Source organism: Synechococcus sp. CS-1329, from assembly GCF_025128055.1.
Classification (GTDB): Bacteria; Cyanobacteriota; Cyanobacteriia; order PCC-6307; family Cyanobiaceae; genus Regnicoccus_A.
The window spans coordinates 24,381-35,997 of the sequence record NZ_JAHLYS010000039.1 but is presented as its reverse complement, the minus strand read 5'-3'; the positions used below and the strand labels follow the sequence as shown (position 1 = coordinate 35,997).

General features: G+C 66.1%; 15 protein-coding genes, 1 tRNA gene and 3 pseudogenes. 5 read left to right on the top strand and 14 right to left on the bottom strand.

Going from position 1 to position 11,617, the window contains the following annotated elements:
• The first annotated feature begins 191 nt into the window (after nt 1-191).
• Both KQ304_RS10035 and KQ304_RS10030 read left to right on the top strand, forming a co-directional pair.
• Nucleotides 192-1,265 carry a PstS family phosphate ABC transporter substrate-binding protein gene (locus KQ304_RS10035; RefSeq protein WP_259736959.1) on the top strand — a complete coding sequence of 358 codons (1,074 nt, stop codon included), beginning with the start codon at nt 192-194 and terminating at the stop codon, nt 1,263-1,265.
• A gap of 108 nt (nt 1,266-1,373) precedes the next feature.
• Complete coding sequence (locus KQ304_RS10030) at nt 1,374-2,318, top strand: CHAD domain-containing protein (protein WP_259736958.1); 945 nt, start codon at nt 1,374-1,376, stop codon at nt 2,316-2,318.
• Between the two features lie 4 nt (nt 2,319-2,322).
• On the opposite strand, the gene KQ304_RS10025 is transcribed toward KQ304_RS10030, so the two are convergent.
• The 7 genes from KQ304_RS10025 to KQ304_RS09995 form a co-directional block, all read right to left on the bottom strand.
• A tRNA-Pro gene (locus KQ304_RS10025) sits at nt 2,323-2,396 on the bottom strand.
• A gap of 15 nt (nt 2,397-2,411) precedes the next feature.
• Nucleotides 2,412-2,777 carry a hypothetical protein gene (locus tag KQ304_RS10020; RefSeq protein ID WP_259736957.1) on the bottom strand — a complete coding sequence of 122 codons (366 nt, stop codon included), beginning with the start codon at nt 2,775-2,777 and terminating at the stop codon, nt 2,412-2,414.
• Nucleotides 2,778-2,782: 5 nt separating this feature from the next.
• Nucleotides 2,783-2,968 carry a hypothetical protein gene (locus KQ304_RS10015; protein ID WP_259736956.1) on the bottom strand — a complete coding sequence of 62 codons (186 nt, stop codon included), beginning with the start codon at nt 2,966-2,968 and terminating at the stop codon, nt 2,783-2,785.
• Between the two features lie 4 nt (nt 2,969-2,972).
• Nucleotides 2,973-3,233 (bottom strand): hypothetical protein, encoded by a 261-nt coding sequence (locus tag KQ304_RS10010; RefSeq protein WP_259736955.1) that lies wholly within the window; start codon nt 3,231-3,233, stop codon nt 2,973-2,975.
• A gap of 131 nt (nt 3,234-3,364) precedes the next feature.
• Nucleotides 3,365-4,207: an ABC transporter ATP-binding protein gene (locus KQ304_RS10005; RefSeq protein ID WP_259736954.1), complete on the bottom strand. Its 843-nt coding sequence runs from the start codon at nt 4,205-4,207 to the stop codon at nt 3,365-3,367.
• A complete protein-coding gene (locus KQ304_RS10000; protein ID WP_259736953.1) occupies nt 4,204-4,641 on the bottom strand; it encodes an NUDIX hydrolase in 438 nt (145 codons plus the stop codon). The genes KQ304_RS10005 and KQ304_RS10000 overlap by 4 nt, the downstream gene beginning before the upstream one ends.
• A complete protein-coding gene (locus KQ304_RS09995; RefSeq protein ID WP_259736952.1) occupies nt 4,641-5,642 on the bottom strand; it encodes an NAD(P)-dependent alcohol dehydrogenase in 1,002 nt (333 codons plus the stop codon). Before KQ304_RS09995 ends, KQ304_RS10000 begins: the two co-directional genes overlap by 1 nt.
• Nucleotides 5,643-5,791: 149 nt before the next feature.
• Here KQ304_RS09995 and KQ304_RS09990 point away from each other — a divergent pair, with 149 nt between their 5' ends.
• The gene (locus KQ304_RS09990) at nt 5,792-6,238 is read left to right on the top strand and encodes a TspO/MBR family protein (RefSeq protein WP_259736951.1); all 447 of its coding nucleotides are present in this window, start codon (nt 5,792-5,794) and stop codon (nt 6,236-6,238) included.
• Here KQ304_RS09990 and KQ304_RS09985 read toward each other — a convergent pair.
• The 5 genes from KQ304_RS09985 to KQ304_RS09965 all read right to left on the bottom strand — a co-directional run bounded on the left by KQ304_RS09985 (nt 6,228) and on the right by KQ304_RS09965 (nt 8,256).
• On the bottom strand, nt 6,228-6,437 hold the full coding sequence (locus KQ304_RS09985; RefSeq protein WP_259736950.1) for a hypothetical protein: 210 nt from the start codon (nt 6,435-6,437) through the stop codon (nt 6,228-6,230). The two genes, KQ304_RS09990 and KQ304_RS09985, sit on opposite strands and share 11 nt — an antisense overlap.
• Before the next feature lie 87 nt (nt 6,438-6,524).
• Nucleotides 6,525-6,746 carry a GlsB/YeaQ/YmgE family stress response membrane protein gene (locus tag KQ304_RS09980; RefSeq protein WP_259736949.1) on the bottom strand — a complete coding sequence of 74 codons (222 nt, stop codon included), beginning with the start codon at nt 6,744-6,746 and terminating at the stop codon, nt 6,525-6,527.
• A gap of 100 nt (nt 6,747-6,846) precedes the next feature.
• Nucleotides 6,847-7,014: a hypothetical protein gene (locus tag KQ304_RS09975; RefSeq protein ID WP_259736948.1), complete on the bottom strand. Its 168-nt coding sequence runs from the start codon at nt 7,012-7,014 to the stop codon at nt 6,847-6,849.
• 257 nt (nt 7,015-7,271) lie between these two features.
• Complete coding sequence (locus KQ304_RS09970; RefSeq protein WP_259736947.1) at nt 7,272-7,553, bottom strand: hypothetical protein; 282 nt, start codon at nt 7,551-7,553, stop codon at nt 7,272-7,274.
• 19 nt (nt 7,554-7,572) lie between these two features.
• Entirely contained in the window at nt 7,573-8,256 is a 684-nt protein-coding gene (locus KQ304_RS09965) for a cupin domain-containing protein (protein ID WP_259736946.1), read from the bottom strand.
• Nucleotides 8,257-8,357: 101 nt separating this feature from the next.
• Here KQ304_RS09965 and KQ304_RS13730 point away from each other — a divergent pair.
• Nucleotides 8,358-8,599 (top strand): annotated as a pseudogene (locus KQ304_RS13730) (IS5/IS1182 family transposase); the annotation flags it as partial.
• Nucleotides 8,600-8,815: 216 nt separating this feature from the next.
• Here KQ304_RS13730 and KQ304_RS09955 read toward each other — a convergent pair.
• Nucleotides 8,816-10,039, bottom strand: coding sequence for a sodium:proton antiporter (locus KQ304_RS09955; RefSeq protein WP_259736945.1), 1,224 nt, complete (start codon nt 10,037-10,039; stop codon nt 8,816-8,818).
• A 530-nt stretch (nt 10,040-10,569) separates the two neighbouring features.
• Here KQ304_RS09955 and KQ304_RS09950 point away from each other — a divergent pair.
• A pseudogene (locus tag KQ304_RS09950) lies at nt 10,570-11,346 on the top strand (sulfatase-like hydrolase/transferase).
• 9 nt (nt 11,347-11,355) lie between these two features.
• Here the strand turns inward: KQ304_RS09950 and KQ304_RS09945 are convergent.
• Nucleotides 11,356-11,526, bottom strand: a pseudogene (locus KQ304_RS09945) (HupE/UreJ family protein); the annotation flags it as partial.
• Nucleotides 11,527-11,617 lie beyond the last annotated feature (91 nt).

The following is an 11,617-nucleotide window of genomic DNA, read 5'->3' as shown; positions in this document are numbered from 1 at the left end:
GCGGATGGCTGGCCGGGATCCGCTCCTCGATCGAGACGTAGGAGAACAAGGAGCCGCTGCGCTCCTGCTGACCTCGCATCAAACCTGGGGCAGTTGACTCATTCTCGCAGAGGAAGCGGGGTTTTTCAGCAAACTCTTAACGGAGAAGCAGCCCTTCGGCCCCCAGAGTGGAGTTGAAGGGCAACCACTCCATGAGCTCGAAGCTGAAGCCGCTGCGTTCGCCTCTGGGCCTGGGAGCTCGGCCGCCCAGCGCTCTGGCCGCCCTGGCCCTTCTGCCGGCCTTGGCGTCTCCCAGCTCAGCTCTGGCCCAGAGCACCCAGCCAGTGATCCGCATCAGTGGATCCAGCACCGTTTTCCCGATCACAGGCGAAGCCATCCGCCGCTTCCGCCAGAGCTCCGCCGGTCGGGATGTGCGCTTCGAGCTCAAGGAAACCGGCACCACCGCTGGCTTCCGTGCGTTCTGCGCCGGGGCCGTGGCCATCAGCAATGCCTCAAGGCCGATCAACAGCCAGGAGCTCAAGGCCTGTGAATCCAAGGGGATCCGCTTCATCGAGCTGCCGATCGCCTTCGATGCCCTCACCGTGGCGGTGAATCCCCGCAATAGCTGGGCCAGGGAGATCTCCCCCGCAGAGCTGGGCCGTCTCTGGAATCGCCGTGCCCAGGGCCGTATCAAGACCTGGAATCAAGTGAACAGCGCCTGGCCGGCACGACCGATCACCCTCTGCGGTCCTGACAAGGATTCCGGCACCTTCGATTACTTCAACAAGGCGGTGAGCGGCCAGGCCGATAACTCCAGAAGCGACTACACCAGCAGTGAAGACGACAACGTGCTGGTGAAATGCGTCGCCAACGACCTGCAGGCCCTTGGCTACTTCGGCTACAGCTACTATGCCGCCAATCGCAATCGCATCCGATCACTGGCGGTGAAGGGGCCCAAGGGGGCCGTGCGTCCTTCCTTTGAGACCGTGCAGAAGGAGCGTTACCTGCCCTTCTCCCGTCCACTGTTTCTATACATCAACAACGAGCAGCTGCTCAAGCGCCCTGAGCTGCAGCGGTTCGTCACGACCTTCGTGCGCCAGGGTCCTGAAATCGTCAAAGCCGTTGGGGCGATTCCCCTGCCGGAGACCACCTACCGGCTGGTAGAAACCAAGCTCTACCGCCATGTACTGGGCAGCTCCTTCGCCGGCGATCTGCCGGTGGGGCTCACGGTCGGCCAGGCCCTGGGTCGCAGCTTCCAGCAGCTCAAGCGCCCCCTGCCCCGCTAGAAACCTGGGAGCCTGGGCGGCGCCGGCGGGAGAATGAAGCCAGCAGCAGCCGAGACCATGGAACCTGACGAGACCATGGAACCAGCCGGGAACCAAGGATCTGATCGCTTGGCTGCGTCATCGCTGCCGATCCCGGAGGCCGTCAGCAACGGCAGCCACGCCGCCCAGCTGATCCAGAAGCAGACCCGCCGGCTGGGACGTCTGCAGCCGGAGGTGCTGGCCGATGCCGATCCTGAACCCCTGCATCAGCTGCGGGTGAGCCTGCGGCGGCTGCGCACCGCCCTGGTGCAGTTCCAGCCGGCCCTCAGCCTGCCCGATGGCATCAGCGAACGGCGCATCGCCCGGGTGGCCCGGCGCACCGGGCTCTGCCGTGATCTCGATGTGCTGCGCCAGCGCCTGGAGAGCGGGCTGCTGCCATCTCTGACAGAGGCTGAAACCAGGGCCCTGCGCCCCGCCATGAAACAGCTGAACCGCGATCGGCGCCGGGCCTTCGAGGGACTGGCGGAATCCCTGCGCGGCCACCGTTACCTGAAACTGCTGGAACGCCTGCACCGCTGGCAGGACCACCCCCACTTCACCAGCCTGGGGGAGCGGCCCCTGCAGCCCTGGCTGGGGGAGTGGCGCGCCCAGGCGGCGGCGGGGCTGTTTCTTGAACCGGGCTGGTTCAGCACTGATCCCGCTGATCCGGCCCTGCATGGGCTGCGCAAGCGGATCAAGGGGGTGCGCTACGGCCTCGAGAACCTGGAGCCCTACCTCGAGCCCGCCTTCAGCCCCTGGCTCAGCGACCTCAAGCGAGCCCAGGACATCCTCGGTGACCTGCACGATCTGCAGGTGCTGGCCGCAGCACTCGAGGATGTGCTCGGCTCCAGCCCCTTGTTTTCCCAGCTCAGCCATTGGATCGAAGGCCAGCAGCGGGAGGGCTGGCAGCACTGGCTGGAGCTTGGCGACCGGCTCAGCCAGGACAGCAGCCGCTCGTCGCTGCAGGGTCTGCTGGCGGGGGCAGGCACAAAAAAACCGGCTGGGGAAGCCGGTGAAGTGGTGATGAACGGTTAAAGAATCGGAGCGGCGGGATTTGAACCCACGACCCCCACTACCCCAAAGTGGTGCGCTACCAAGCTGCGCTACGCCCCGTTGAAATGGAAGCTATCACAGCCCCCGCGGCAGCAAGGCCTCCCAGCTGCGGACCCGCTTGAGCCGCCTGAGGATTCGCAGGGTGAGCCGATCGCGGCTGTCACTGGCGTAGCCCCAGAGGCGCAGGCTCCGCGCCAGCTCGCGCAGCTGGGCCAGGTCCAGGGCCGCCAGGCGCAGCTCCGGCAGCCGGCGCCAGGCACTGGCCGTGACCGGCAGGGGGTTGCCCTGGTGCACCCCTGGGATCGAGCGCATGGCACCGCCGGCCATCCACTCGGGCACCAGCACGAACAGCACCGCCAGCAGGCCATAGAGCTCCACCAACCCCTTGGGCAGGGGGTCGAGCTGTCGTTGGCCCTCCGGGCCGTCGTCGGGGGATGCCAAGGGAGTCAGAGCAGGGTGCCTTTCGGCTGGGCCGCCGGGCCGGCTGGGGCACTGCGGCCGGGGGTCTCCTTCCAGAGCAGGGGGGTTTCGGGGGCGGGCTGCAGCCGCACGCTCCAGAACACCAGGGCCGCCACCACCCCGAGGGTGATGGCCATCAGCAGCAGCACCGTGCGATCAGCGAGGGGCGTCATGCCATCAGACCTGATCGGTGCGCAGACAGACCATGCGCTGGGGCAGCCGCTCCAGGGTGAGTTCGTCGCCGCGCAGGATCAGGCGCAGACGGTCGGTGCCGTAGCGCAGGCCCGGCAGCGGCGAGTCTTCGCGGAAGAGGGTGGTGCGGGAGCGTCCGGCCAGCAGCGCCGCCTGGGCGTCGTTGCGCTCCACCACCACCTTGTTGGTGTCGTTGCAGAGGAACGTTTCGCGCACGTCGTAGTTCTCCCACCAGGGGGAGGACATGGCCAACGCGTCGCCGGCGAAAGGAAGGCCCAGCAGGGGCGCCCAGACCAGGAGCCCAAGCCAGCGCGGTCTGCGGTGCTGCCTGGTCGATGCCATGCCCATGGACGCTCTGCTGTGAGTTTGCCCCAGCCTCACAGGGAACGCCAGGAACCGTGAGCCTGGGTGAGGCCCTGCTCATGGGGAGAGGCCGGCAGCACCTGGCGAAATCCACCGGCACTGAACACCTGCAGGGGCATGCCGAACAGCTGGCTGAGGGGGCCAGCGGCCAGCAGCTCGTCCGTCGGGCCATCAGCCACCAGCACCCCCTGACTCAGCAGCAGACAACGGCTGATCTCAGGGATGATCGCTTCGATCTGGTGGGTGACCAGCAGCAGAGTGGTACCGGCCTGGGCCAGCTCACGCAGAATCTGCAGCAGCTGGTGCTTGGCGCCCAGATCAAGGCCGGTGGTGGGTTCATCCAGCACCAGCACCTGGGGATCGTGCACCAGGGCGCGGGCCAGCAGCAGGCGCTGGCGCTGGCCATCGGAGAGCTGGCGGTAGGGGCGATCGGCCAGGTCCTCCAGCTGCAGCCGACGCATCAGTTCGCACGCCCGCTGACGCTGGCCAGCGTTGGGGTGCTGGCTGGGGCCGATCCCCACCGAACCGAAGAAGCCCGAGAGCACCACATCGGCGGCCGGCACCGCGCCCACGTAACCAGCCTGGAGGTCACGGGAGACCAGGCCGATGCGGGCGCGCAGGTCCCAGAGGTTGACGGTTTCCAGCCCGAACAGGCGCAGGTGTGAACCCGGCCTGACCACGGGGTAGATCTCACGGCTGAGCAGTTTGATCAGAGCGCTCTTGCCGGCTCCGTTCGGACCCAGGATCACGCTGTTCTGCCCTTGCTGCAGCCGCAGACTGAGGCTCTCGAACACCCGCCGGGATCCCAGCCAGGCCTCCACTGCCTCCAGTTCGAGGTAGGGCTCCGCCGCGCTCATGGGTTGCGGCGCAGGGTCTCCAGCGCCAGCTGCAGGGAGGGGGCCAGGGGCCGGCTCTGCTGCAGCCTGGGGCTCCAGACCTCACCGGCGGCCAGCTCATCGAGGCCAGCGAGCGTCATGTCCTGACCCTCCAGCAGCTGAAGGCCGTCCAGGGACAGAGGCAGGCTGGAGCGAAAGAAATGGGCGATCCGTTGCGGATTGCTGTGACGGAACCAGAAGGGCAGGTCGCCGCAGCACCAGCTGATTTCCTCCTGCAGCTCCCGCCGCACGGCCTGCTCAGGGCTCTCGCCAGGTTCCAGGTGGCCGCCGAAGAGGCCCCAGCAGCCCGGAGCGACGATGCCGGGTATGTCGTCGCGCAGCTGCACCAACCAGCGGCCGTCGCGCTCCAGCATCGCCAGGGCCACCTCCAGCATCAGCTCAGCCGCTGCCGCCATCAGGCCGGTCCATCGAGAACGAAGCGATAGCGCACATCACCTCGGCGCAGCCGCGCGATCGCCGTGTTGATCTCGGCCATCGGCAGGTGCTCCACCTGCGGCGTGATGCCGTGGCGGCCGCAGAACTCCACCATGCGCCGCAGGGTGGCGGGCGAGGAGGTGGGGCTGCCGGTGACGCTGCGGCGACCGCCGATCAACGGGAAGGCGGGGATTTCCAGCGGCGAGGGCGGCACCCCCAGCTGATGCAGCCGCCCGAGGGGCGCCAGGCTGGCGATCAGCACCGGCCAATCGAGATCGTGGTTGCTGGTGTTGATGATCAGATCGAAGGCGCCCGGATGGTCGCCCAGCTCAGCGAGGCTGAGCACGCGATGGGCCCCGAGCTGGCGGGCCTCCTCCGCCTTGGCCATCGAGGTGGTGATCGCTGTGACCTCACAGCCCCAGGCGCGGGCGAACTGGAGGGCGAGGTGGCCCAGCCCGCCGATGCCGATCACCGCCACCCGCGCCGTGGGTGACACCGCCTCATCAAAGAGCGGAGCAAACACCGTGATGCCGCCGCAGAACAGCGGCCCGGCATCGGCGGCGGCAAGCCCGGCGGGGATCGGCACGATCCAGTCCTGATGGGCCAGCACATGGCTGGCGAAGCCTCCGTGGCGACCGACCACCACCGCTTCGAGCGAGGGGCAGAGGTTGGCGTGACCCCCAACGCACCAGTCGCAGTGACGGCAGCTGCCGGCGAACCAGCCCAGGCCCTGAACCGATCCCAGCAGCGAGCGACTCACCCCGGCACCCACCGCGCTCACCCGTCCGACCACCTCGTGGCCGGGCACCAGCGGGTAGGTGCTGATCCCCCAGGCGTTGTCGAGCATCGACACATCGCTGTGGCAGAGCCCGCAATGGAGCACCTCCAGCAGCACCTCATCCGGGCCCGGCTCCAGCACGGTGGCTCCGGAGCGCTCCAGCGCCGCACCCTGGGCCTCAGCCTGCCAAATGGTGATCTCCACCCGACCTCAGCGGCGTGGCGTCAACGTAACCCAGTCTTCAGGACAGGCGCTGCAGCGGCAGGTCGTACGGATTGATGACGGCCCTGGAGAGAGCGTGGCGATTGCAGCCACCGGACCATCAGCCTGGGGACTCGATGCACGCACTGACGATGGTGGCAGCCTTGGTGATCCTGGCTGTGATCGTGGCGGTTGGAGCCCTGCTCAACCCGTCCCAGGCCGATTTTCGCTGGTTCCTGCAGCTGCGCCGCCCCCGCTGGCTGACCTTCGAGCGCTGGATCCCGGCGATCTGGCTGGCGATCTACCTCTGTTTCTATGCCTCGGCCCTGCTGGTGTGGCAGGCCAGCAGCAGCCTGGCACTGATGGCGGGCTATCTGGGGCTGGTGCTGCTGGTGCAGAGCTACACCTTGCTGATCTGCCGCAGCCGGACCCTGCGCAACGGCACCGTGATCGGCCTGGCGGGCTGGGCCTGGGGAGTGGCCCTGGCGGTGGTGGTGGTGCAGCAGTCGCGGCCAGCGGCATGGCTGCTGATCCCCTTCCTGCTCTGGAGCCCGGTGGGCAGCTTCGTGACCTGGCGGATGGAGGGCCTTAACCGCTGACGCTCTCGCCCAGATGCTCGACGTGCTGCTCGACGGCCTGCCAGACCACCCGATAAGCCAGGGTCTCGGTTTTACCCCATGGCTTGGTGGCGGGCTGATGCCAGGCCACCTGACGTGAAAGCTCCCCGAAATCCTCAGGTAATTGATCTAAGTCGAGCAGGTTCAGGGCTTCGGGTAGATCCAGTGAATGAGCATGCATGGGGAGACCTCCTGCTGATGCAGCCAGTGGCTGGGCAGCGCGTGGGGCGTGCCCAACTCCAAGCTGGCACAACACTTCAGAACATGGTCAGGGCCGCTTGATCAGCCGCAACACCAGCACCGCCAGCCCAGCGCCGATCGCCGCCTTGATGACGCTGTCAAGCAGCGCACCGCCCAGGGAGGGGCCCAGGCCCACCAGGGCCAGGCCGCCGATGAGGGCACCGATGATCCCAGCCACCAGGTGCATCACCAGCCCACCGGCCAACCATCCGGCGGTGACGCCCACGAGCAGGAACAAGAGAACGTTCATGGCCTTGACGCAGCGGATCGCAGCAGAGATGACGGCGCGAACCCTACCGTCAGATCCTGTTCAGGCCTGGGTGTTGGAGCCAGGAGCGGATGAGGCCGTCTCAGCGACAGGCCTTGAGGTAGGCGGCGTCAAAATCCCCGGGCAACGGGATGAAGCCGGGTTTGAGCGCACGGCCCTGGCGGAAGCTGGCACAGGGGAGCTGGGATTGCCCGAGCAGAAACAGTGTTTCGCCGCGGTTGCAGTAGGTGAGCACCTCAGCGGGCTCCACTCGATAGCCCTGTTGTAATCAGCCAGGCCCCCGCTGTAATCATTGAGGGCATGCCTGGCGACCCCACGATTGCTGTAGGCCGATCCATCCTTTGGATCAAGCTCGATGAACTTGGCGCAAGTCTCCAGCGCACTGGGGTAGTCAACGGGCGTAGACATGGCTTTCACATCGGCAAGGCGAAGATAGGCTTCTGAGTTCTCAGGCTCCAGCTGGATCGCTTGGCGGCGATCCGCCATCGCCTCGCTCAGCCTGGAGAGTTAAAGGCTGGCCTGACAACGGTCGATCCAGGCAGCCGTGAGCTTCGGATCCTTCTCGATCGCCTGGCTACAGAGCTGCACAGCGCCCTGCCAATCGAAGGCCTTGATCCGTGCTCGACAGGCTGCCGCCAGGTGAACCATCGCCGCAGAGGCCGCCGGCACTCCTCCCCAGGGAAGCAGCACGCTGGCGACCAGAGCAGTGCTCAGGCTGGCCATAAGACTGGTGATCAGGTTGGTGCTGAGCCGTGCTGTTGCTGGAATCCAGCGAGCTTGACTTGGCATCGTCACAGACCCCCCTGATTCACCCTTCGAGGCCATCAGGGGCCAGGGTCTTCGGCAGGTGGCCGGTCTTCACCCAAATCGTGCAGCCAGCCTCACTCCAGGGACAGTGCGAGCTGGCGTGGGGATTGCGCAGCCAGCTGCCGGCGGGATAGTTGCCTTGCTCGTCCTGAAAGACTCCATCCAGCACAAAGATTTCTTCGCCGCCAGGATGCCCATGGAGCTGGAAGCGCGTACCCGGCGCCCAGCGCACCAGGGCCACATGCTCGGAGCCGAAGGCGTGCAGCGGAAGCACCTGCAAGCCAGCCACCAGACCAGGCAACCAGTCGCTGCTGCGGGTGTCGATCACCACCGTCGCCTGATCGAGCGGATGCATCTGATGCAGCTTCACCAGGAGAGTGCAACCGTCCTCGCTGAACGGGGCATGGGCGGAGCCGGCCGGGTTGCGCAGATACGTCCCGGATGGGTAGTGGCCCTGTTCATCGGAGAAGGTGCCCTGCAGCACCAGGATCTCCTCACCCCCGCTATGGCTGTGGCACTCGAATCGGCTGCCTGCGGCATAACTCACGGTCGAGGTGGCCCGGGCCACTTCTCCACCGAGGCGATCCAACATTCGTCGATCCACCCCGGCCATCGGCGATGGGGTCCAGGGGAGGGCCGTGGTGTCGAGCACCACCCGCTGGGCGAGGTCGGCGTGAAGTTCCATGGTCTTGATTCTGCTGCTTGACCCAGAGCCTGTGTCCCTGCGGGAGCTCGTATCAACGGCCGGGACAGTTTCATTGCTTCCGTTCAGTCGCCATGGTCGGCAAGCTTCTCGGTGCCGGCAAGAACTGCGACCAGGGGATCCATCGCCGAGATGCGCCGGATCGGTGTCAAGCCTCATGTGGCCCAGAACACCGCTCACGCCGCGGCTGATCAGCCATCAATGGACGCACAACCCGCCAGCAGGATGACGCCCAATCGATCAACACCCGCCACGGCATCGAGAAGGGAGTTGTCAGGATCAAGCGCTCGGCGGGCTGCGCCAGCTCAAGCTGCGCAGCCAGGACACACTGCTCAAACCCGCCATGGCAACGGTATGGCCAGTTGGTTGCCCAGAGAAGTGCCCAAATCAATGCCGCTACCGGTCAGCCAACACAGGGCCAAAGCGATGAAATCGGGGGACCCCCAAATGGCGTTGTCTGTGCCGCTGAATGATCCCGATCCGGCGATATCAGATCGGAGAGGGGCAAAATGCGGCTCCTGGGAGAGCTTTCCGCAAACTCTCAGCGACTGGCCTCCAGGGCGATGTCCTCAGCGATGTCGGCGCTGGCCGGTCCGATCTCGCCGAGTGAGCGCATCAAAGGCGTGATCGATAGCCCCTGCACGATCACCGAAAAGGCCACCACGGCAAAGGCCACTGTCACGACGGCGTCGCGGTAAGGGAGGCTGGTGGGCAGGCCTAGGGCCAGGGCCAGGGCCAGGGCGCCGCGCAGGCCGCCCCAGAAGAGGACGTGCTGGTGGCTGGCCTTCACCCGCAGGGGTGAGGCCTGGAACAGGCTGCAGCAGAGATAGGTGGACAGGGCCCGCCCCACGATCACCAGGGCGATGGCGATGCCGATCGGCAGCAGAACGCGGTTGAAGTTCTGGTGCGCCTCCAGCATCCCCATCAGCAGGAAGATCAGCGAGTTCACCACGAAGGCGGCGTAGTCCCAGAACGACTGCACCGCCTCGCGGCCCTTGGGTGAGATGGCCCCGAGGGGGCCGAGGTTGCCGAGCATGATCCCGGCGGTGAGGGTGGCCAACACGCCAGACACCTCCAGGTGCTCCGCCAGCAGGAAGGAGCCGTAGGCGGCCACCGTGGTGAAGGTGATCTCCACCAGGGGGTCTTCGGTGCGGCCGGCCAGGGCGAGCAGGGCCGCGGCCACCGCCGCGCCACAGGCCACCCCGCCCAGCACCGTCACGGCCAGGAACTGAACCGTGCCCAGCGGCGTGATCGCAGCGCCAGTGGCGAAGGCGATGGCGATGCCGAAGCCCACGGCGGCGGTGCTGTCGTTGAGGAGGCTCTCCGCCTCCACCAGCTCCCGCAGCCGGCCATGCACGCCTGCCTCCTTGAAGGTGGCGATCACCGACACCGGATCCGTGGCCGAGATCAGCACGCCGAACAACAGCGACGCCGGCCAGCTCCAGTGGGCCAGGTAATGCATCCCCAGCGTGGTGATGCCGGCGGAGAGCACCACCCCCACCGTGGCCAGGGTGAGCACCACCGGCAGGTCCTTGCGCAGCGAGGGCCAGGCGATGTAGATCGCCGCCTCGAAGATCAAGGGCGGCAGAAAGGCGTTGAAGATCAGCTCCCGCGTCAGAGGGATGTCAGGGGCGAAGGGCAGCCAGGCCAGCACAATGCCCCCCAGCACCAGGCCTACGCTGTAGGGCAGCCGCAGCCTGCGGGCGACCATGGCGACCACCGCCGCCACCAGCAGCAGCAGTTCGACCGATTCGATGGTGAGCATTGGCGGGGCGTGCGGCGTCCGCTGCAGGTCCTCAAGTCTGAAGGCTGGGGGCCGCCATCGTCAGCGCTGCGCAGGGGAACGGATCAGAGACCATCTGCAACTGGCAGCTGTGGCAATGGAGCAGGGTGCTCCCGCATGCACGGCTGGGTCACCAGGATGGAAGCGGCGCCAGCCGACCTCGCCTGAACTTCAGGGCCATCGCCTCGATGTCATGGTGATCCTGCTCTGGCAACGGCGCCCAGGATCGCTACTACGCGTGAATAGCACGCATCGATTCAGGCACGCTGCGCTTGCGGCGACTCACGGAGAGGCCTTGAGATCTTCCCAACCAGCTGGCCTTAGTTGGTATTCTTCCTCGCCAAAGGCACCACAGGGACCAACCCATACCCATTCAATCTCGGCGTCGACGGAGTAACCCTAGAAAGAACTGCATAGGCAAGGCTGCGGTTTCTGATGGAGCTATCTGCCGCTAACTGCATACCAGGCAGTTGCTGGAAGCGAATTCTTCGAGGTTCTATCCGGACATTCTAATGCTTCCTTGCAGTGAGACACCTCAGGGTCAGAAGGGCATTACAACGATTAAAGCCAGGATGACAGCAAAGTGCGCCACTTACCAGCCGGGAAGTCACAAGATCATGGGAAATCAGAATAGAAAGCACCGCTCCCACCTGCCGATGCCGAACACGGCGCGGCAGGGGCTGATCACCTACGACGCTAAGGATCCCGACACCTCATTCCCGCCGATCGAGCAGTTGCGTCCGCCCGAAGGAGCGCCGAACGTGCTGATCGTCCTCATCGATGAGGCTGGGTTCGGCTCCGCCAGCGCCTTCGGTGGCCCCTGCCAGACGCCAACGGCAGAGAAACTGGCTGCTGACGGTCTGAAGTTCAACCGATTCCACAGCACCGCTCTGTGCTCGCCGTCGCGGCAGGCGCTGCTCACTGGGCGCAACCACCACTCTGCCGGCATGGGCGGAATCACCGAGATCGCCACGGGTGCGCCGGGCTAATGCTCAGTGCTGCCGAACAGCATGGCCCCTCTGGCCTAAACATTGAGGCTGAATGGCTACGCCACCGCGCAGTTCGGCAAGTGCCATGAAGTACCGGTGTGGCAGAGCAGCCCAGTCGGACCGTTTGACGCCTGGCCGACGGGCGGCGGCGGCTTCGATCATTTCTATGGCTTCGTCGGCGGTGAAGCCAATCAGTGGTATCCCACTCTGGATGAAGGCACCACACCAGTGGAGCCTGACAAGACACCAGAGCAGGGCTACCACCTCATGGAGGACTTGGCCGACAGGGCCCTGAACTGAATTGGGCAGCAGAAAGGCCACCGGCAGCACCCAGATCGCCGGCGGGCCGAGAACCGCGCCCCAGAGGCCCACCGCCACCATCGCCACCACGTGATCAGCGCCGGTCACCGGGTGCAGCAGGCCGGCCGCCAGGCCGCTGGCCTGGCCCCCTTCCACGTGGGCGTGGGCGCTGTCGCCCATTATCACAAGAACGGCAGCAACCGCGGAGGTCAGGCCTCCAGCGCAGAGCGGCGATAACCGCTTGAAGCCTCTGAAGGTCAGGAGCACGGGC

Bases quoted from the DNA above. Each gene is read 5' to 3' on its own strand.
- KQ304_RS09980 (WP_259736949.1), bottom strand. From the start codon at position 6,746: ATGAACGTTCTCTTGTTCCTGCTCGTGGGCGTCACCGCCGGATGGTTG.
- KQ304_RS09965 (WP_259736946.1), bottom strand. From the start codon at position 8,256: ATGGAACTTCACGCCGACCTCGCCCAGCGGGTGGTGCTCGACACCACG.
- KQ304_RS09955 (WP_259736945.1), bottom strand. From the start codon at position 10,039: ATGCTCACCATCGAATCGGTCGAACTGCTGCTGCTGGTGGCGGCGGTG.
- KQ304_RS09990 (WP_259736951.1), top strand. From the start codon at position 5,792: ATGGTGGCAGCCTTGGTGATCCTGGCTGTGATCGTGGCGGTTGGAGCC.
- KQ304_RS10005 (WP_259736954.1), bottom strand. From the start codon at position 4,207: ATGAGCGCGGCGGAGCCCTACCTCGAACTGGAGGCAGTGGAGGCCTGG.
- KQ304_RS10015 (WP_259736956.1), bottom strand. From the start codon at position 2,968: ATGACGCCCCTCGCTGATCGCACGGTGCTGCTGCTGATGGCCATCACC.
- KQ304_RS10010 (WP_259736955.1), bottom strand. From the start codon at position 3,233: ATGTCCTCCCCCTGGTGGGAGAACTACGACGTGCGCGAAACGTTCCTC.
- KQ304_RS09970 (WP_259736947.1), bottom strand. From the start codon at position 7,553: ATGCCAAGTCAAGCTCGCTGGATTCCAGCAACAGCACGGCTCAGCACC.
- KQ304_RS10035 (WP_259736959.1), top strand. From the start codon at position 192: ATGAGCTCGAAGCTGAAGCCGCTGCGTTCGCCTCTGGGCCTGGGAGCT.
- KQ304_RS09985 (WP_259736950.1), bottom strand. From the start codon at position 6,437: ATGCATGCTCATTCACTGGATCTACCCGAAGCCCTGAACCTGCTCGAC.
- KQ304_RS10000 (WP_259736953.1), bottom strand. From the start codon at position 4,641: ATGGCGGCAGCGGCTGAGCTGATGCTGGAGGTGGCCCTGGCGATGCTG.